This is a genomic window from Pseudomonas flavocrustae (assembly GCF_029872515.1).
In the GTDB taxonomy this organism is placed as follows: domain Bacteria; phylum Pseudomonadota; class Gammaproteobacteria; order Pseudomonadales; family Pseudomonadaceae; genus Chryseomonas; species Chryseomonas aestiva.
This window is the reverse complement of record NZ_JAPDIQ010000004.1, coordinates 189873-209483: the sequence shown is the minus strand read 5'-3', so window position 1 is coordinate 209483 and position 19611 is coordinate 189873. Positions and strand designations below refer to the sequence as shown.

The following is a 19611-nucleotide window of genomic DNA, read 5'->3' as shown; positions in this document are numbered from 1 at the left end:
CCGGCGAGAGGATTTCGCCGGCTTTCGTCGAAATGAAGGCAGATACGGCAAGTATAGAAAGCCGCTCGCAGTGCTAATCACTGAAGAATTGCCTATATTCGGAGTAATTTTCCGGTAAAGACCCCTTTGGCAGAGACCCCCGCGATGCGTACCCATCACCAGGCCAGACGCGAGCTGGACAAGATCGACCGCAACATCCTGCGCATCCTCCAGGACGATGGCCGCATCTCCTTCACCGAGCTGGGCGAACGGGTGGGGCTGTCCACCACGCCCTGCACCGAGCGCGTCCGTCGCCTGGAGCGCGAGGGCATCATCCAGGGCTACAACGCCCGCCTCAATCCGCAGCACCTCAAGGCCGGGCTGCTGGTGTTCGTCGAGCTGAGCCTGGACTACAAGTCCGGCGACACCTTCGAGGAATTCCGCCGCGCCGTGCTCAAGCTGCCCCAGGTGCTGGAATGCCATCTGGTCTCCGGCGAATTCGACTACCTGGTCAAGGCGCGCATCTCCGAGATGGCCTCCTATCGCAAGCTGCTCGGCGACATCCTGCTCAAGCTGCCCCATGTGCGCGAATCCAAGAGCTACATCGTGATGGAAGAGATCAAGGAGACCCTGAGTCTGCCGGTGCCGGATTAGCGCGCGCCTGGCGATCCCGGCGCCGGGCGTCTAGGCTGCGCTCTTTCGTCAGATCGCCAAGCAGGCCACGCCATGGATCCCCGCCAACGCCAACTCATCACCGCCGCCAATCGCCAGGCCTGGGAGCTGTCGGCGCCGCTCCATGCCCGGGGCGAGGACTGGGAGACTCTGCTGGAGCAGGTCCGGCAACCCGGATTCTCGGTCCTGGATGACTGCCTGACCCGCACCCTCACCGAGCTGGACATCCGCGGCCTGAGTTGCGCCCAGGTCGGCTGCAACAACGCCCGCGAATTGCTCTCCCTGGCCAGCCTTGGCGGCCGTCCCGCGCTGGGTATCGACCAGTCGCCGGCCTTTCTCGCCCAGGGCGAGCAGCTGGCCGCGGCGGCGGGCCTGGCGCCGCGACTGGTGGCGGCCGACATCTATGCCCTGCCCGCCGGACTCGGCCAGCACGACCTGGTGCTGATCACCATCGGCGTGCTGAACTGGATGCCCGATCTGCCGGCCTTCTTCGCCGCGGTGCAAGGCCTGCTGGCCCCGGGTGGGCGCCTGGTGATCTACGAGACCCATCCCTTCCTGGAAGTCTTCGAGCCCCAGGCGGATCAGCCGCTGGTGCCGCGCTACAGCTACTTCCGCCGCGAGCCGCTGGTGAGCGACCACCTCATCGCCTACGACGGCCTTGATCACGGCCAGGGCGCGCCGAGCTACTGGCACATCCACACCCTGGGCGCCATCGTCACCGCCTGCCTGGATGCCGGCCTGGCGCTGCAACGGCTGGAAGAGCATCCGCACTCCAATCGCGAGGTCGACTACGACCTCTATCAAGACCAGGACGCCCAGCTGCCGATGAGTTTCACCTTGGTAGCCGGGCGCCCGGCGGCTTAGGATTGCGCCTTCGCCAGGTCAGCCAGACGTCGCCATGCAGCCCCACGCGCCTTCCTACTACGCCGCCACCGCCAATCTGGAACTGGACCTTCCGCCCCTGGAGGGCGAGGTCCAGGCGGATGTCTGCGTGGTCGGCGGTGGCTTTTCCGGGCTCACTACCGCCCTGGAACTGGCCGAGCGCGGCGCCCGGGTGGTGCTGCTGGAAGCCCGCCGCATCGGCTGGGGCGCCAGCGGCCGCAACGGCGGCCAACTGATCCGCGGCGTCGGTCATGACGTCGAGCAATTCGAACCGGTCGTTGGCACCGAGGGGGTGCGCGAACTCAAGCGCCTGGGCTTCGAGGCGGTGGACCTGGTGCGTCAGCGCATCGCCCGCCACGGCATCGACTGCGCCCTCACCTGGGGCTTCGCCGACCTGGCCAACAAGCCGCGCCACTGGCAGCACCTGCAGGAAGAGCATGCCGCGCTGCAGGCCCTGGGCTATCCCCATCCGCTGCGCCTGGTGCCCAAGGCCCAACTGGCCGAGGTGGTCGGCTCCGACCGCTACCAGGGCGCCCTGGTGGACGAGGGCTCCGGCCACCTGCATCCGCTCAATCTGGCCCTCGGCGAAGCCGCCGCGGCCCGGGCGCTGGGCGTGCAGCTCTTCGAGGACAGCCAGGTCATCCGCCTGGAATACGGCCCCCGGGTGCGCGTCCACACCGCCCGCGGCCGGGTCTCGGCCGAGACCCTGGTGCTCTGCTGCAACGCCTATATCGACGACCTGCAACCCGATCTCGCCGCCCAGGTCCTGCCGGCCGGCAGCTATGTGATCGCCACCGAGCCGCTCTCGGCCGAACGCGCCGCGCGGCTGCTGCCGGGCAATCGCGCGGTCTGCGACCAGAACGTGGCGGTGGACTACTTCCGCCTCTCCGCCGACCGCCGCCTGCTGTTCGGCGGCGCCTGCCACTACTCCGGACGCGATCCCAGGGACATCGCCGGCTACATGAGGCCGAAGATGCTGGAGGTGTTCCCCGAGCTGGCCGAGGTCCGCATCGACTACGCCTGGGGCGGCATGATCGGCATCGGCGCCAATCGCCTGCCGCAGATCGGCCGGCTGCGCGAGCACCCCAATGTTTTCCATGCCCAGGCCTATGCCGGTCATGGGGTCAACGCCACCCACCTGGCCGGTCACCTGCTGGCCGAGGCCATCCTCACCCAGTCGGCCGGTTTCGACCTGTTCGCCCGCGTGCCCCATGCGCGCTTTCCCGGCGGTCGCCACCTGAGGTCGCCGCTGCTGGCCCTGGGCATGCTCTGGTATCGCCTCAAGGACAGCCTGTGATCCGCCTGTTCGTACCCCTGCTGCTGGCGCTGCTGGCCGGCTGCGCCACGCCGATTCCGCGCCACGCCTCCCAGGTCCTGCCGGTCGCCGGCACCGCCCTGGACAGCCAGGTGCGCACGGCCGGCGCCACCCATCCGGGCCTGTCGGGTCTGCGTCTGCTGGAAACCAGCACCGATGCCTTCACCGCTCGCGCCGAGCTGATTCGCAAGGCCCAGCGCAGCCTGGACATCCAGTACTACATCGTCCACGACGGCCTCACCACGCGGCTGCTGGTCAACGAACTGCTCAAGGCGGCGGATCGCGGCGTGCGCATCCGCTTTCTCATCGACGACACCAGCAGCGACGGCAACGACTACCAGATCGCCGTACTGGCGGCCCATCCCAATGTGCAGATCCGCGTCTTCAATCCGCTGCACCTGGGCCGCAGCACCGGTCCGACCCGGGCCCTGGGCCGCCTGGTGGATCTCAACCATCAGCACCGCCGCATGCACAACAAGCTGTGGCTGGCCGACGACAGCGTGGCCATCGTCGGCGGCCGCAACCTGGGTGACGAGTACTTCGATGCCCGCCCGGAGATGAACTTCACCGATCTCGACCTGCTCGCCGCCGGCCCGGTGGCGCGCCAGCTGGGCACCAGCTTCGACCAGTACTGGAACAGTCCGCTGAGCCAGCCGGCCCGGCGGCTGCGCTGGTTCGCCCCCTCGCCCACCGCGCTGGTGCGGCTGCGCGCGCGGCTGCATCATTACCTCGACAGCGAACGCACCCGCGACCTGGCGCTGTACAACCGCCTGCGGCGCTACGCCACCGCGCCCCAGCTCGACGGCTGGCTGCGGGAGCTGACCTGGGCCCATGCCCAGGCATTCTGGGATGCGCCGCGCAAGGTGCTGGCCGAAGACGAACCGGACTGGCAGCTGCTGCTCACCCATCAGCTGCAACCGACCCTGGACGGCGCCCAGCACGAACTGCTGCTGGTCTCCTCCTACTTCGTGCCGATGAATCAAGGGGTCGCCTACCTGGGTGGCCTGGCCGCCCGCGGCGTGGACGTCCGGGTACTGACCAACGCCCTGGAAGCCACCGACGTACCCGCCGTGCACGCCGGCTATGCGCCCTATCGCGCGGCCCTGCTGGCCCAGGGGGTCAGGCTCTATGAGTTGCGCGCCCGCCCGGACCAGAAACGCTCCGCCCTGCCCTACAGCTTTGGCGAATCCGAATCCAGTCTGCACAGCAAGGCCATGGCCATCGACGGGCGCTGGTCCTTCATCGGCTCCTTCAATTTCGATCCGCGCTCGGTGCTGTGGAACACCGAGGTCGGCATCCTGGTGGACAGCCCGGCCCTCACCGGTCGCCTGCGCCAGCTGATGCTGCAGGGCATGGACCCGAGCGTCTCCTATGCGGTCAAGCGCGTCGAGGATCGCGGACAGGTGCGGCTGGAGTGGGTCAGCGAGCGCGACGGCCAGCCCCGGGTGCTGCACCACGAACCGGGCAGCGCCTGGCGGCGCTTCAACGCCTGGGTGGTCAAGGCGGTGGGGCTGGAGCGGATGCTCTAGGCTTCGCCCTCACCCCAATCCTCTCCCGAAGAGAGGGGGTTAGCGCGTAGGTTGGGTTGAGACGGCTCCACCGTCGAAGCCCAACAACCAGCACCGTGCCAGCCTTGTTGGGCTCCACTAGCGCTCAATCCAACCTACGACTCCATCAATCTCCCTGCAAAAAATCCGGCAATTGCTCATTTTATGAACAGTAGTCAACCCATACTTCGGCTAAGGTCGACCGCACTCACCGGCCCCGCTCCGGCACCCGGCCGCCCCCTGCATCGAGGATCTCCCATGAGCGCTACCGCCCTGCGTCACGACTGGACTCTCGCCGAAGTCCGCGCCCTGTTCCAGCAGCCCTTCAACGACCTGCTGTTCCAGGCCCAGGGCGTGCATCGCCAGCACTTCGATCCCAATCGCGTGCAGGTCTCCACCCTGCTGTCGATCAAGACCGGCGCCTGCCCGGAAGACTGCAAGTACTGCCCCCAGTCCGGCCACTACAACACCGGCCTGGAAAAGGAAAAGCTGATGGAGGTGCGGAAGGTGCTGGAGGCGGCCGCCGAGGCCAAGGCCATCGGCTCGACCCGCTTCTGCATGGGCGCCGCCTGGAAACACCCGTCCGCCAAGGACATGCCCTATGTCCTGCAGATGGTACAAGGCGTCAAGGCGCTGGGCCTGGAGACCTGCATGACCCTCGGCCGCCTGGACCAGGAGCAGACCCGCGCCCTGGCCGACGCCGGCCTCGACTACTACAACCACAACCTGGACACCTCGCCGGAGTTCTACGGCAGCATCATCACCACCCGCACCTACGGCGAGCGCCTGCAGACCCTGGCCTACGTCCGCGAAGCCGGGATGAAGATCTGCTCCGGCGGCATCCTCGGCATGGGCGAGTCGGTGGACGACCGCGCCGGCCTGCTGATCCAGCTGGCCAACCTGCCCGAGCATCCCGAGTCGGTACCGATCAACATGCTGGTCAAGGTCCAGGGCACCCCGCTGGCCGACGAGAAGGACGTCGATCCCTTCGACTTCATCCGCACCCTGGCGGTGGCGCGCATCCTCATGCCCAAGTCCCATGTGCGCCTGTCCGCCGGTCGCGAGCAGATGAACGAGCAGATGCAGTCCCTGGCCTTCCTGGCCGGCGCCAATTCCATCTTCTACGGCGAGAAGCTGCTGACCACCGGCAACCCCCAGGCCGACAAGGACATGCAGCTGTTCGCCCGCCTCGGCATCCAGCCCGAAGCCCGCGAAGAGCACGCCGACGAGGTGCACCAGGCCGCCATCGAGCAGGCCCTGGTGGAACAGCGCAACGGCGAACTCTTCTACGACGCCGCCACCGCCTGACTCCGCGCTCCCTCCTGCTCTTCCCCCTCTCCCCCTGGGAGAGGGCTGGGGTGAGGGCGCTCTGAACCATTATCAACGAGAACCCCATGGCCTTCGACCTCGCCGCCCGCCTGGCCCAGCGTCACGCCGAGCACCTCTATCGGCGCCGCCCGCTGCTGGAAGCGCCCCAGGGCCCCGAGGTGGTGGTGGATGGCGAACCCCTGCTGGCCTTCTGCAGCAATGACTACCTGGGCCTGGCCAATCACCCCCAGGTGATCGCCGCCCTGCGCGCGGGCGCCGAGCGCTGGGGGGTGGGGGGTGGCGCCTCGCACCTGGTGATCGGCCACAGCGGTCCGCACCACCAAGTCGAAGAGGCCCTGGCCGAACTCACCGGGCGGCCGCGCGCCCTGCTGTTCTCCACCGGCTACATGGCCAACCTGGCGGCGGTCACCGCCCTGGTCGGGCGTGGCGACACGGTGCTGGAGGACCGCCTCAACCACGCCTCCCTGCTCGATGCCGGCCTGCTCAGCGGCGCGCGCTTCGGCCGCTATCTGCACAACGATCCCGCCAGCCTGGCCACGCGCCTGGCCAAGGCCGAAGGCGACACCCTGGTGGTCACCGACGGGGTCTTCAGCATGGATGGCGATCTGGCCGCCCTGCCCGAACTCTGCCAGGTCGCCCAGCGTCACGGCGCCTGGACCCTGGTGGACGATGCCCACGGCATCGGCACCCTGGGCGCCAGCGGTGGCGGCATCGTCGAGCATTTCGGCCTGGACCAGAGTCAGGTCCCGGTGCTGGTCGGCACCCTGGGCAAGGCCTGCGGCACCGCCGGGGCCTTTGTCGCCGGCAGCGAAGCGCTGATCGAGACCCTGATCCAGTTCGCCCGGCCCTACATCTACACCACCAGCCAGCCGCCGGCGGTGGCCTGCGCCACCCTCGCCGCCCTGCAGCTCGTCCGTGAGGAAGGCTGGCGCCGTGAGCTTCTGCACACTTTGATCCAGAGATTCCGCAGGGGCGCGACGGCTCTCGGCCTGGACCTTATGCTCAGCGCCACGCCGATCCAGCCCATCCTGGTCGGCGACAGCGCGCGCGCCCTCGCACTCTCCGCCGCCCTGCGCCGACGCGGGATCCTGGTCACCGCCATCCGACCGCCCACCGTACCGGCCGGCAGTGCCCGCCTGCGGGTAACCCTGACGGCGGCCCATCGCGAAGCGCACGTGGACCTCTTGCTCGACGCTCTGGCCCAGGCCATGGCCGAATTACCGCCTGACGCGGATAAGTGACCGACCCATGCGCGATACCCTGATCTTGCTGCCCGGCTGGGGCCTGGGCAACGCTCCGCTGGAGCCCCTGCGTGACGAACTCGTCGAGCAGGCACCCTTTCTCGACGTGCTGATCGAACCGCTGCCGACCCTGACCGACACCCAGGCCTGGTTCACCGACCTGGAAGCCCGCATCGCCGAGGGCGGCTGGCTGGCCGGCTGGTCGCTGGGCGGCATGCTCGCCAGCGAATTCACCCTGCGCCGCCCCCAGGGCGTGCACGGCCTCATCACCCTGGCCAGCAATCCCTGCTTCGTCGCCCGCGCTGGCTGGCAGACCGCCATGGCGCGCAGCGTCTTCACCGATTTCTTCGAGGCCTGCTCGCTGGACGCCGACCAGACCCTCAGGCGTTTCACCCTGCTGGTGGCCCAGGGCGCGCGCGACAGCCGCACCCTTGCCCGCCAGTTGCAGGTGACCCTGCCCGAGATCGACCCCGAGGTGGTCATCGCCGGTCTGGAGCTGCTCGCGCGCCTGGACACCCGCGCCGCCCTGCAGGCCTTCAGCGGTCCCCAGCTACACCTGTTCGGCGCCCATGACGCCCTGGTCCCGGCGACGGCTGCCCAGGCCCTGCGCGACGAGTTGCCCAACGCCCAGATCGAGGTCCTGGAGCACGCCAGCCATGGCCTGCCCCTGGAACGCCCGGACGAGGTGGCCACCCGTATCCGTGAATTCATCTATGCAGGACGCGATGGCTGACGTATTGCCCGACAAGCGCCAGGTGGCGCTGTCCTTTTCCCGCGCCGCCGCGCAGTACGACGGCGCCGCCCTGCTGCAACGCCGGGTCGCCGACGGCCTGCTCGCCCGGCTACCCGTTCTGCATCCGCAACGCTGGCTGGATCTGGGCAGTGGCACCGGCTATTGCAGCCGCGTCCTGACCCAGCGCCATCCGCAGGCCGAAGGCCTGGCCCTGGACCTGGCGCCCGGCATGCTCCGCCATGCCCGTGCCCAGGGCGCCGGTGCCGGCCACTACCTGACCGCCGACGCCGAACGCCTGCCGCTGCGCGACGCCTGCTGCGATCTCGTCCTCTCCAGTCTGGCCCTGCAATGGTGCCCGGACCTGCCCGCCGTGCTCGCCGAGGCGCGCCGCATCCTGCGGCCAGGCGGTGTGCTGGCCTTCAGCAGCCTGGTCGCCGGCACCCTCGACGAACTGCGCCAGAGCTGGGCCCGGGTGGACGACCAGGTGCACGTCAATCGCTTCCGTCAGCAGGCGGCCTATGCCGCAGCCACCCAGGCCAGCGGCCTGCAGGTGCTGACGCTGGAGGTCGCACCCGAGCGGCTGCACTTCCCCGATCTGCGCGCCCTGACCCAGCACCTCAAGGCCATCGGCGCCCACAACCTCAACCAGGGGCGCCCCCAGGGCCTCACCGGGCGCCAGCGCTTGGCCGCCTTCACCCAGGCCTACGAGGGCCTGCGCGAGCCCGCCGGGCTGCCCGCCACCTACCAGGTGATCCACGTCCTGTTGCGCAAGGAATGACCGCCATGCCCGCCTATTTCGTCACCGGCACCGACACCGAGATCGGCAAGACCACCACCGCCGCCGGGCTGCTGCACCGAGCCCGGCTGCAGGGCCTCGCCACCGCCGGGATCAAGCCGGTGGCCTCCGGGTGCGAGCGCACCGCCGAGGGGCTGCGCAACGGCGATGCCCTGGCGCTGCTCGGCGAGACCTCGCTACCGCTCGGCTACAGCGACATCAATCCCATCGCCCTGGAACCCGCCATCGCCCCTCACCTGGCGGCCCGCGAAGCCGGCATCGACCTCAGCGTCGCCGCCCTGGCCGCGCCAGTGCGGCGGATCCTGGCGCTGCAGGCCGATTTCAGCCTGGTGGAAGGCGCCGGTGGCTGGCGCGTGCCCCTGGCCGGCCGCGAGTCCCTGTCCGATCTGGCCCGCGAGCTGGGTCTGCCGGTGATCCTGGTGGTGGGGGTACGCCTGGGCTGCATCAACCACGCCCTGCTCAGCGCCGAGGCCATCCTCGCCGACGGCCTGCCACTGGCCGGCTGGGTGGCCAATCTGGTGGCCCCGGCCACCCTGCGGCTGGACGACAACCTCGCCACCCTGCACGAACGCCTGCCGGCGCCCTGCCTGGGCACGGTGCCGCACCTGGCCGCGGCCACTCCCGCCGCGGTCGCCGCGCACCTGCGCCTGCCGGGCTGATATCAGTCTTTCGGGCGATGGCCGCAGGGCCAGGCCGGCGGCAGACTGCCCTGTCTACCGCTGCCGGATCGCCCCAGTGCCTACCTTCAAGTTCCTGACCTGCCTGGGCCTGCTCGGCCTGACCAGCCATGCCTGGGCGCTGGACAACCAGACCCTCGTGGAGCAGCGCGGCGAGCGCCTCGGCGCCTTCCTGAGCCAGGAACCCGATACCCGCCAGGGCACCCTGGAGGTCAGCCAGAGCGGTCGTGCCAGCCAGGCCTATCTCACCCAGAGCGCCTCCCAAGGCGACCGTACCCGCGTCGAGCAGGGCGGCGTCGGCAACTTCACCAATGTCACCCAGGCGGCCGGCGGTGCGCGCGAGGTCCTCATCGACCAGCGCGAGGCCAGCCAGAGCCATGCCTATGTCTATCAGGGCCATGGCCAGCGCAACACGGTGGACATCGTCCAGCGCGGCCTGCTCGACGAAGCCCTGGTACGCCAGGGCGGTGACGATCAGCGGCTGCGCATCGAGCAACAGGGCGAGCGCAACGGACTGAATCTGTTCCAGGACGGTCGCGACAGCGCCGCGCGACTCAGGCAGGTGGGCGACGATCATGTCCAGGACGTACTGAGCCTGGGCGCGCGCAACGAGGTCGAGCTGCTGCAGGGCGGCGGTGCCAATCGGGCGGTGGTCGAGCAGCGGGGTGACGACAACCGGGCGACGATTCGCCAGAGCACGCGACAGCAGGACGCGGAGCTGGTCCAGATCGGCCAGCGCAACAGCGCGGCGGTGCAGCAGAACAGCCGCGCCGATCGCCCCCAGAGCGTCAGCGTGCGCCAGCGGGGCGACGACAACGCGGTCCAGGCGAGCGTGACCGGCAACGGCAATCGCCTCGAACTGCAACAGCAGGGCCAGCGCAACAGCGCCGGCGTCCTGATCGGCGGTAACGATTCCCACCTGATCCTGGCTGCCCAGGGCAACGATAACGAGATCAGTGCGGTCTGGGTGGGCGACAACGTCGAACTCGGCGTCGAGCAGGTGGGCGACGGCCATCTCCTGCAGGCGGGGCTGACCAGCGATGCCCGGGTCAGCGCCAGCCAGCAGGGCGCTGGCCAGTACGCCTCGATCAGTCAGGCAAGCCCAGGCAACGGCCTCGATCTGCGCCAGAGCGGCCAGGGCAACCAGGCGACTATCCGGCAATAGCCGGACACAGGCGGCGACACGGACTGCTGGTTCTTTGGCGTCAAAGCTGCTTCAATAGCCCTTTGACATCACCGTCGAGGACCCTGTCCATGAACGTGACTTCAAGCAATTCGCTCTATGCCGGGGTGCAGGCCTACCAGAACGGTAGCCGCACGGTCGAAAAGGCCGGTGCCGCCCTCGCCTCCCAGACGGCGCGCAACGAGCAGCAAGCCCTGGGCGCGACCACCAACAGCCAGGCCGATCTGGCCAGCGAACTGGTCAATCTGGATGTCGGCAAGTACCAGGCGCTGGCCGGTACCAAGGTCATGCAGGCCTCGCAGGAAACCCTGGGCCGGCTGCTCGATACCCGCGCCTGATCAGCCATTCTGTGACTGGAAGGGGCGCCCTGAGAGGCGCCCCTTCTGCGTTCTAGCCCAGGCGGAAACGGATGGTGTTGGCCGTCAGGGTGCGACTGCCCGCCTCCAGACCCACCGCCGTGCTCTGCACCGTGCGCGCGTTGCCGAGCAGATCGGCCGCGGCCCCATCGACCTGCTGGATATTGCCGCTGACCTGATCGGCGGTGACCGCCTGCTGCTCGGCGGCGGTGGCGATCTGCACCAGGGTGTCGGAGACGCCCTGTACCGACTCGGCAATCTCTTCCAGTCGCCTTCCCAGCCCGGTGATCGACTGGGCGTCGCTGGCGGCCTGGCCACAGGCATCCTGCATCAGGGACACGGCCTGGGCCACGGTGCCGCTCAGGCTGCCGACGGTCCCGGCGATCTGCGCCGTGGAGGCCTGGGTGCGCTGCGACAGCGAACGCACCTCATCGGCGACCACCGCGAATCCCCTTCCCTGATCACCCGCCCGGGCCGCCTCGATGGCGGCGTTGAGCGCCAGCAGGTTGGTCTGTTCGGCGATGCCGCGGATGACGTCCACCACCTGCTGGATCTGCCCGGCCTGGGCATTGACCTGGGCCATGGCCGCCGCCGTCTCGTCCAGGCGCTGGTTGAGGCGCTGGATGCTGGCCGTGGTCTGACGACTGTCGCTCTGGCTGGCCTCGGCGATGCCGCGCATCTGCTCGGCACGGCCGGCGGCCTCTTCGCAACTCCGCGCCACGCCCTGGGCGGTGGCGGCCAGTTCGGTGGCGGCGGTGGCGATCTGGGTGATCTGCTGGCGCTGGGCCTCCACGGCGCCCAGCGCCGCCTCGGCCTGCTGACCCAGCTCGCCGGAAGCCGTGCCCACCTGGCGACTCTCCTGTTCGACCGCCTGCAGGCTGCCCCGCAACTGCACCACGGCCAGGTCAAGGGCGCGCCCGATCTCGGCCAGTTCGTCCTGGCCACTCACCTGCGCCGAGCGGGTCAGATCGCCGTCGCGCAGGCCTTCGGCCAGGGTGGTGATGCGCCGGGCGCTGCCACGAATGGCGGCCTGCATGCACAGCAGCAGATAGCAGGTCACCACCAGCAGCAGACCGAAGCCGGCGGCAATGGCGCCAAAGCTGCGCACGGCATCGGCGCCATAGTATTGCAGCCGTTGATCCAGGTTCTTCAGAGTCTGCTGGCGGAAGGTCTGCAGACCTTGCAGGACGCCGTCCAGGGTGGCTTCGAACTGCTCCGGCCTGAGCGTGATCTCGCCGCCGAATACCCCCTGATCAAGGGTCTTGAGACTGGCGTCCAGTTGGCTGCTGACCTTCTGGTAGTCGTCCTTCCAGCCGGCCATGTCGGCGGGCAGCTTGTTGCCGAGCAGGACGGCGACCTTGGCCAGGCTTTCGCTGGAGTCGCCGACGCGCGCGCGCAGGTCGCGCAGCTGCAGGCGGCTCTGCAGGCTGAACTGGCCGGAGACCACACTGGCCTGGCCGACGCTGGCCAGGCGGCCCAGGCGTTCGTACAACTCGACCGACTGGGTGGTGCCGATCTGCATCAGCAGATAGGTTTCCATCCAGGGATCGAGGATGAGGCCGCTGTCCAGGGCGATTTCCTCGCGCAGCGCCTGGACGGCACCGAGGGCGGCGGTGAATCTGTCGTAGCCGTCCGGCCACCAGCCCAGGCCGCGCAGATCCGCGACCTCGAGCCCGGCGAGCGCCTGCTGCAGGGTCTTGAAGCGCGCCTGCACATCCGCGCCGGCCCCTTCGATCCCCAGTTGCTGTTCAAGCCGGGCGAGCCGCTCGCGCCGGCTGTCGTTGCGACTTTCCAGGGCGGCGACGGCGGCCTGCACGGCCGGCGTCTCCTGGCGACTGGTGTCGATCGCCTTCCAGCGCGCGGTCAGGTTGCGCCGGAGGGTGAGTTCCTCCTCCACTGCGTCGAGCCGTTGCAGCAGCCGCACGCCACTGCGCTCGCCACTGACGGTGGCCAGCTTGGCCTGGAAATCGGCGCCCAGCAGCCAGAGACTGACCGCCAGGGGCAGGATGAACAGCACCAGCAGCAGGGCGAACTTGCGGGCGAAGCCGAACTGGCTCAGCACGCGAATCCCCGGTGACAACAAAACACCCATGTTCGACCACTCCTGTGCCAGCCACCGGCAAGCGTCGGCTATCCGTTGCGGATACCTATAGGACGATTTGTCGGCAAACTAACGACTTTCTTGAAAGATAGGGCACAATCGCCGCCCTCCCGTATTCCCAGACCCGGTCCTGTACTCAGGCCCGGGCGTTGCCGTTAAAGGACCGTCCGCGTGGAACGCCTCAAAGCCAAGATTCGCAGCGAAGGCCAAGTACTCTCCGAGCAGGTGCTCAAGGTCGATGCCTTCCTCAACCACCAGATTGATCCGGCGCTGATGCGCGACATCGGTCAGGAGTTCGCCCGCCGCTTCGCCGACGCCGGCATCACCAAGATCGTGACCATCGAAGCCTCGGGGATCGCCCCGGCGGTACTGACCGGCCTGGAGCTGGGCGTGCCGGTGATCTTCGCCCGCAAGCACCAGTCGCTGACCCTGACCGACAATCTACTGGTCGCCAGTGTCTATTCCTTTACCAAGCAGACCGAGAGCACCATAGCCGTCTCGACCATGCATCTGTCGTCCGACGACCGGGTGCTGATCATCGACGACTTCCTTGCCAACGGTAAGGCGGCCAAGGCGCTGATCTCCATCATCGGTCAGGCCGGGGCCCAGGTCGCCGGCCTGGGCATCGTCATCGAGAAGTCCTTCCAGGTCGGTCGCGCCGAACTGGATGCCCAGGGCTATCGCGTCGAATCCCTGGCCCGTGTCGCCTCCCTGGCCAATGGTCAGGTCACCTTCGCCGAGTAAGCCATGGCTCAGATACTGCGCATTCTCGGTGCCGATCTCGATCGCACCGAAACCTGGATTCGTTACGACAAGGCCATGTGCCTGGACTGCGTGTCCAGCTGCTGCACCCTGCCGGTGGAGGCCCGCCTGTCCGATCTGATCCGCATGGGCGTGGTGGATGAATTCGAGAAGGGCGAGCCGCTCAAGGACATCGCCAAGCGGCTCAAGAAGGACGGCGTGGTCGAACGCCTCAATGCCAAGACCGGGTTGTTCACCCTGGTGCGGCTGTCCAACAACGACTGCATCTATCTGCATCCCAAGACGCGGCTGTGCACCATCTACGACCAGCGCCCGGAAACCTGCCGCAACCACCCAAGGGTCGGCCCGCGCCCGAACTATTGCGCCTACAAGCCGCAGAAGCTGCGTTAGTAACAGCACGTATACTAGCGCTCGCGGCCATGGCAGTCCGCCGATGCGGCCGCTTCTGTGGAACTCCGGTGCTAGGCTGTTCGCGGCCATGGGCCGCTCCTACAGAGGTCGGATGGTTCCGTAGGAGCGGCCCATAGCCGCGATGGGACCACCCGGACGGTTCACCTTTCAGGCGAATGCCTCAGAAATCACCGCTCTCCATTGCCCTTTTCATGTCCGCCCGTTCTTCCAGGCATTCCGGGCCGGCCATGTCGAAGATCCGGCAGACCCAGGGGCGCACCTCGTAGATGCTGCAGTTCATCTGCTCGCGATCCAGGGCCGCGCACCAGCCGTCGTCGAGACGCCTCATGCGGGTGCCGGTCCAGTCTTCCTCGATGTAGCGGGCAGGCACGCCGGCATCGTCGAACAGCAGGACTTCCTGGCGGCAGCACCAGGCCTGACAGCTCTCGCAGGTCACGGTAGGGGGGGAAAGGTCGTGCAGGGGGATGTCGCTCATGTGCGCAGTGTACCGCCCCGGACCGCCCAGCGGTTTCCGGCCGATGGCTGGACCAGTTACCATGCGCGTCCCTGACGGTTGTAACCAGTTGTGACCATGCCCAAGCCCCCTTCTCGCGCAGGAGCCGCCATGACGGCCGCACCCCGCTATCGCTTCTATGTCGTGGTCGCCGTGCTGATCCTGCTGACCTGCGTGGTCGCCGGCCGCATCACCTACCTCAAGCTGATCGACGCCGCCTTCCTTGGCGACCAGGGCGACCGCCGCTCGGTGCGCCACATTCCCATTCCGGTCACCCGCGGCATGATCACCGACCGCAACGGTGCGCCCCTGGCGGTTTCCACCGAGGTGGTGACCATCTGGTGCAATCCGGCCGAGATGCAGGACAGCGCCGACCAGCTGGGGCGCCTGGCCCAGGCCATCCACAAGCCCGAAGCCGAGTTGCGCAACCTGATCCTCGGCCATCCGGAAAAGCACTTCCTCTACCTGGCCCGGGCGCTGTCGCCCATCGACGGCGAGAACATCATGGCCCTCGGCGTGCCCGGGGTCCGCCAGATCAAGGAATACAAGCGCTATTACCCCAGCTCCGACCTGGTGGCCCAGGTGATCGGCATGGTCAACATCGACGGCCATGGCCAGGAGGGGCTGGAACTCGGCTTCGAGGACTGGCTGGCCGGCAAGGGCGGCGTGCGCGAGGTGCTGATCAATCCGCGCGGCTCGGTGGTCAAGAACATCCGCGTGGTGCGCCAGCCGCGACCGAGCAAGGACGTCGCCCTGTCCATCGACCTGCGCCTGCAATTCATCGCCTATCGCGCCCTGCAGACCGCGGTGGAGAAGTTCGGCGCCCAGTCCGGGTCGGCGGTGCTGGTCAATCCCAAGACCGGCCAGATCCTGGCGATGACCAATTTCCCCTCCTACAACCCCAACAACCGCGCCACCCTGCAGATCCCCAACATGCGCAACCGCACCCTGACCGACGCCTTCGAGCCCGGTTCGGTGATCAAGCCGTTCAGCATGTCGGTGGCCCTGGCCTCGGGCAAGTTCAACGAGAACAGCACCGTGGACGTGGCGCCGGGCTGGATGACCATCGACGGTCATACCATCCACGACGTGGCCAAGCGCGGCGTGCTGACCATGACCGGGGTACTGCTCAACTCGTCCAACATCGGCATGAGCAAGGTGGCCCTGCAGATCGGGCCGCTGCCCATCTACGAGCAGCTCAGCCGGGTCGGCTTCGGCAATCCCCTGGCGCTGGGCTTTCCGGGCGAGAACGCCGGCTACCTGCCCGGCCACACCAAGTGGTCGCAGATCGCCACGGCCAGTATGTCCTTTGGCTACAGCCTGGCGGTCAATGTCGCCGAACTGGCCCAGGCCTACTCGGTGATCGCCAACGATGGCCAGCTGACGCCCCTGACCCTGCTCAAGGACCAGAAGCAGCAGAGTGTCCAGGCCATGGACCCGACCATCGCCCGGCGCATCCGCATGATGCTCAACCACGTGGTGGAAGACGACGGCGGCGTGATCCGCGCCCGGGTGCCCGGCTATCACGTGGCCGGCAAGTCGGGTACCGCGCGCAAGGCCGGCTCCGGCAGCTACACCGAGCACGCCTATCGTTCGATGTTCGTCGGCATGGCGCCGGCGGCCGATCCCAAGCTGGTGCTGGCGGTGATGCTGGATACCCCGACCAAGGAAGGCTACTTCGGCGGCCTGGTCTCGGCGCCGACCTTCAGCGAGATCATGTCCGGCGCCCTGCGCGCCCTGGCCGTGCCGCCGGACAACCTGCCCGACACCAATACCGCCCAGCAGGCGAAGTCCGAGCCGCATCCCCACGGCTAGCCGGGGAACGGCCACAAAAAAAGGGCGACCCCAGGGTCGCCCTTTTGCATGCCGCGCTACCTGGCCAAAGCTTGTTCAAAGGCTCGCGAGCTAGAGCCAGACAAGGCCTGGGCGGCCCCGCGAAAAGACCTGAGGAAGCGGATCGGACTCGCGCGCGAGTTTACGATTGGTAAATGAGCATTCCGACCGGGCTGGCGGCCCAGGGTCTTTTCAACGCAGTTTGGCCAACGCGCAGCAGACTTTGGACAAGCTTTCAGCGGTGCAGCACGTACTGACCGGTAAAGCGCACCCCATCCTCACCGCTCTCGGTGACGATGCGCGACTGCAGGGTGATGCGCGCGCGACCGCGGCGGCGGAAGGTGGTCTCGAAGCGTTCCCAGGCGCGGGCTTCGGGCGGTTCGCCATAGGCCAGGGCGTCGGCGGTGATGGGCCGCGGATAGCTGATCTGGCCTTCCTGGATGAGGATGTGGCCTTCTTCGATGCCGGCTTCGCGCAGCCGCAGGTACAGCCAGCCCCAGCCGGCCAGCACGGCCACGCAATAGAGACTGCCACCGAACATGGTGCTGGCGTGGTTGATGTTGGCATCCAGCGGAGCATGCAGCTGCAGGCGCTGCTCGCTCCAGTCGCGGACTTCCAGGCCCAGGGCCTTGGTGATGGGAATATCGTGGTGCAACAGGGATTCGAGGTGACGGCAGTCGCGGCTCATGCCGGGGTCCTTACAGACAGAATTTCACTATCAGGAGCAGACGCAAGCCATGACCCATGGGTCACGTCCTGGCGCCATTGTGCACCAAGGAAGGCCGCTCCGGGGAAATCGCCGCCGGCAGGCGGAAGCGGATACGAGCGCCGCCCAGACTCGACTCGTCGATGGTCAGGCTGCTGCGATAGCCTTCGAGTATGTCCTGCACCACCGCCAGGCCGATGCCCTGCCCCGGGTGCCGGCTGTCCATGCGCATGCCGCGGCGCAGCACGCTTTCGCGCCGTTCGGCAGGGATGCCCGGGCCGTCGTCCTCGATATCGAGCACCCAGTGCTCGGTATGGCGACGGGCGCTGACCCGCACCTGGGTCAGGCAGAGCCGATAGGCGTTTTCCAGGAGATTGCCGAACACCTCCAGCATGGCGGCCTCCTCGGCCTGCACCCTTAGATTCGGCGGCAGGTCCATCTCGGCCTGGACGCGTTTCTCGGCATAGACCTTGTCCAGGGTGCTGAACAGGGAGTCCAGCAGCGGCGCCAGTTCCAGCGGCCGGCTGAGCACCGCGCCGCCCTGGCGGGTGGCCCGCTGCAACTGGTACATCACCTGCTGGTTCATGCGCTCGATCTGGGTCTGCAGGGTGCCGACCTCCTGATCCAGCTGCGGCTGCCGGCGCAACTCTTCGGTCACGCCCTGCAACACCGCCAAGGGGGTCTTCAGGCTGTGGGCCAGATCGCCCAGGGTGTCGCGGTAGCGCTCGCGTTGCAGCCGTTCGTGATCGAGCAGGCGGTTGAGCGAGCGGATCAGGCGGCTGATCTCGCTGGGCACGTTCTTTTCGTCGAGCAGCTCGCGCTGGTCGGTTTCCACCGCGTCCAGCTGCTGGCTGAGGCGGCGCAGCGGTCTCAGGCTCCACTGCATGACCAGGGCCAGCAATACCAGCAGCGCACCCAGCACCCCGACCAGCCAGAGAATCACCTGATGCACGAAGGTCGCGCGCAGCCGTTCGTATTCCTCGGCCGGCTGCATGGTGACCACGCTGAAGCCGGCCACCGGCGGATTGCCCAGCAGCACCTCGCGATCGAAGACGAAGAAGCCCTGGCCCTGGTCATCGGTGGCCTTGACCAGCTTGACCCCGCCGCCGTCGAAGGTCGGCCGGTAGTTGGGCCGCTCCTTGATCGCCGAGCGCGAGCGCCAGAGCAGGCGACCGTTCTGGTCGTAGACATAGCCGAGGATCGGCGAACCGGGTCGGTCGAAGACCTCCTCGGCGATCATTTCCGGCATCGCCAGGCGCCCGTCGATGGCCCGCGCCGCGCCGATCAGGGTGTTGGCGTTGGCCTCCAGCCGCGCGGCGACGAAGTTTTCCACGGTACGGTCGAAGGCATTGCGGATCGCCGGCACGATCAGCGCCAGGCAGACGATCACCAGCAGCGCCGCGCTGAGCAGCAGCCGCACGCGAAAGGAACGGATCACTGGCAGCGCTCGGTGAACAGGTAGCCGCGGCCCCGGACCGTTTCGATGGGTTGCATCTGGCAGCTGGCTTCCAGCTTGCGCCGCAGGCGGCCGACCAGCACCTCGATGACGTTGCTGTCGTGCTCGCCGTCATCGTCGTAGAGCTGCTCCATGAGCCGCTCCTTGGTGATCACCTGCTGGTGGTTGCGCATCAGGTATTCCAGCAGCCGGTATTCGTAGGCGGTCAGCTGCAGCGGCTGTTCTTCGTTGAAGGCCTGCTGGCGGCCCAGGTCCAGCTTGAGCGAGCCGGCGCGGATGCTCGGCTGGACGAAACCCGCCGAGCGGCGCAGCAGCACATTGAGGCGCGCCTCCAGCTCTTCGAACTGGAAGGGCTTGACCACGTAGTCGTCAGCCCCGGCACCGAGGCCCTCGACCTTGTCCTGCCAGCTGCCGCGGGCCGTGAGGATGAGGATCGGCAGGGTGGCACCCTGGTTGCGCAGCTGACGGATCAGATCGAGGCCGCTCATGCCGGGCAGGCCCAGGTCGATGATGGCGAGATCGTGGTGGAATTCGCGGGCGCTGTAGAGCGCTTCTTCCGCATCGGCCACGGCATTGACGACATGACCGGCTTCACCCAGACGCACCTTGAGGTGGTGGCGCAGCAGGTTTTCGTCTTCGACGACGAGGATCTTCATGCAGACTCCTGAACAGCTAACGAGACTCTCTGTGGCTGCGACCGCACGTAGCTCACGCTGCGCGCAGCGACGCCCCGGCACCGATTATGGCGGCTTTGGCGGGCTGACGGCGAGCGCGGGTGAGGCATGGACGGGGTCACTCACTTTATTCCAGGCAAAAAAAACCTCTCCAGTTGGAGAGGTAAGGAGCACTTCATGGGGATCGGAAACTGCCGTTGGGGGACGGCTCCGTCGCGAGACGGCTACAGGGGACCAGAGCTGACTTGGTGACCCTGCAGTGGAGTTACAAGGATGAACATCGCCAGGTCGGGTCGAAGTGTCCGGACGATCTGCCGTAGCGGGAGCTGCGCTAGGGTGAACATGTCCGGGCGACCTCGGCGTTGCTGATCTGACAGTTGCAGATTAGGCCAATGGCCCTGAACGCTGCCTGAACTCGTCCTGAACGCAAGCTGAACGACCGCGAAGTGGCCCGAGAGCGACGGA

The 19611-nt window shown here is 67.7% G+C and carries 19 protein-coding genes; 14 read left to right on the top strand and 5 right to left on the bottom strand.

Going from position 1 to position 19611, the window contains the following annotated elements; translation table 11 throughout:
* The first annotated feature begins 144 nt into the window (after positions 1 to 144).
* From OMP44_RS11490 to OMP44_RS11440, 11 genes are all read left to right on the top strand, one after another.
* Entirely contained in the window at positions 145 to 633 is a 489-nt protein-coding gene (locus OMP44_RS11490) for an Lrp/AsnC ligand binding domain-containing protein (protein ID WP_007159864.1), read from the top strand.
* Positions 634 to 705: 72 nt separating this feature from the next.
* Positions 706 to 1515 (top strand): class I SAM-dependent methyltransferase, encoded by an 810-nt coding sequence (locus OMP44_RS11485; RefSeq protein WP_280308213.1) that lies wholly within the window; start codon positions 706 to 708, stop codon positions 1513 to 1515.
* A 34-nt stretch (positions 1516 to 1549) separates the two neighbouring features.
* On the top strand, positions 1550 to 2830 hold the full coding sequence (locus tag OMP44_RS11480) for an NAD(P)/FAD-dependent oxidoreductase (RefSeq protein ID WP_280308211.1): 1281 nt from the start codon (positions 1550 to 1552) through the stop codon (positions 2828 to 2830).
* Positions 2827 to 4377, top strand: coding sequence for a phospholipase D family protein (locus OMP44_RS11475; protein ID WP_280308208.1), 1551 nt, complete (start codon positions 2827 to 2829; stop codon positions 4375 to 4377). Before OMP44_RS11480 ends, OMP44_RS11475 begins: the two co-directional genes overlap by 4 nt.
* Positions 4378 to 4653: 276 nt before the next feature.
* A complete protein-coding gene (bioB, locus tag OMP44_RS11470) occupies positions 4654 to 5703 on the top strand; it encodes a biotin synthase BioB (protein ID WP_280308206.1) in 1050 nt (349 codons plus the stop codon).
* An 86-nt stretch (positions 5704 to 5789) separates the two neighbouring features.
* Positions 5790 to 6965: an 8-amino-7-oxononanoate synthase gene (bioF, locus tag OMP44_RS11465; RefSeq protein ID WP_133862047.1), complete on the top strand. Its 1176-nt coding sequence runs from the start codon at positions 5790 to 5792 to the stop codon at positions 6963 to 6965.
* A gap of 7 nt (positions 6966 to 6972) precedes the next feature.
* Positions 6973 to 7698, top strand: a complete 726-nt coding sequence (locus OMP44_RS11460; protein ID WP_280308201.1) for an alpha/beta fold hydrolase — start codon at positions 6973 to 6975, stop codon at positions 7696 to 7698.
* Positions 7679 to 8476: a malonyl-ACP O-methyltransferase BioC gene (bioC, locus tag OMP44_RS11455; RefSeq protein ID WP_280308198.1), complete on the top strand. Its 798-nt coding sequence runs from the start codon at positions 7679 to 7681 to the stop codon at positions 8474 to 8476. The genes OMP44_RS11460 and bioC overlap by 20 nt, the downstream gene beginning before the upstream one ends.
* A 5-nt stretch (positions 8477 to 8481) precedes the next feature.
* A complete protein-coding gene (gene bioD, locus OMP44_RS11450) occupies positions 8482 to 9153 on the top strand; it encodes a dethiobiotin synthase (RefSeq protein ID WP_280308195.1) in 672 nt (223 codons plus the stop codon).
* A 76-nt stretch (positions 9154 to 9229) separates the two neighbouring features.
* The gene (locus OMP44_RS11445; protein WP_280308192.1) at positions 9230 to 10336 is read left to right on the top strand and encodes a hypothetical protein; all 1107 of its coding nucleotides are present in this window, start codon (positions 9230 to 9232) and stop codon (positions 10334 to 10336) included.
* Between the two features lie 89 nt (positions 10337 to 10425).
* Positions 10426 to 10692: a hypothetical protein gene (locus OMP44_RS11440; protein ID WP_058791715.1), complete on the top strand. Its 267-nt coding sequence runs from the start codon at positions 10426 to 10428 to the stop codon at positions 10690 to 10692.
* A gap of 52 nt (positions 10693 to 10744) precedes the next feature.
* On the opposite strand, the gene OMP44_RS24980 is transcribed toward OMP44_RS11440, so the two are convergent.
* Entirely contained in the window at positions 10745 to 11389 is a 645-nt protein-coding gene (locus OMP44_RS24980) for a methyl-accepting chemotaxis protein (RefSeq protein ID WP_431312638.1), read from the bottom strand.
* Positions 11390 to 12982: 1593 nt separating this feature from the next.
* Here OMP44_RS24980 and OMP44_RS11430 point away from each other — a divergent pair.
* Entirely contained in the window at positions 12983 to 13555 is a 573-nt protein-coding gene (locus tag OMP44_RS11430) for a xanthine phosphoribosyltransferase (RefSeq protein ID WP_044343057.1), read from the top strand.
* Positions 13556 to 13558: 3 nt separating this feature from the next.
* Positions 13559 to 13963 (top strand): YkgJ family cysteine cluster protein, encoded by a 405-nt coding sequence (locus tag OMP44_RS11425; protein ID WP_093255091.1) that lies wholly within the window; start codon positions 13559 to 13561, stop codon positions 13961 to 13963.
* Between the two features lie 181 nt (positions 13964 to 14144).
* Here the strand turns inward: OMP44_RS11425 and OMP44_RS11420 are convergent, their stop codons facing one another.
* Positions 14145 to 14459 carry a YkgJ family cysteine cluster protein gene (locus OMP44_RS11420; protein ID WP_280308175.1) on the bottom strand — a complete coding sequence of 105 codons (315 nt, stop codon included), beginning with the start codon at positions 14457 to 14459 and terminating at the stop codon, positions 14145 to 14147.
* A gap of 129 nt (positions 14460 to 14588) precedes the next feature.
* Here OMP44_RS11420 and OMP44_RS11415 point away from each other — a divergent pair, with 129 nt between their 5' ends.
* Positions 14589 to 16292 (top strand): peptidoglycan D,D-transpeptidase FtsI family protein, encoded by a 1704-nt coding sequence (locus OMP44_RS11415; protein WP_187980583.1) that lies wholly within the window; start codon positions 14589 to 14591, stop codon positions 16290 to 16292.
* Between the two features lie 253 nt (positions 16293 to 16545).
* On the opposite strand, the gene OMP44_RS11410 is transcribed toward OMP44_RS11415, so the two are convergent.
* From OMP44_RS11410 to OMP44_RS11400, 3 genes are all read right to left on the bottom strand, one after another.
* Complete coding sequence (locus OMP44_RS11410) at positions 16546 to 16998, bottom strand: thioesterase domain-containing protein (protein ID WP_017642321.1); 453 nt, start codon at positions 16996 to 16998, stop codon at positions 16546 to 16548.
* Positions 16999 to 17059: 61 nt separating this feature from the next.
* Entirely contained in the window at positions 17060 to 18454 is a 1395-nt protein-coding gene (locus OMP44_RS11405) for an ATP-binding protein (protein WP_133860002.1), read from the bottom strand.
* Positions 18451 to 19128 carry a response regulator transcription factor gene (locus OMP44_RS11400; protein WP_007159882.1) on the bottom strand — a complete coding sequence of 226 codons (678 nt, stop codon included), beginning with the start codon at positions 19126 to 19128 and terminating at the stop codon, positions 18451 to 18453. Before OMP44_RS11400 ends, OMP44_RS11405 begins: the two co-directional genes overlap by 4 nt.
* Between the last annotated feature and the right edge of the window lie 483 nt (positions 19129 to 19611).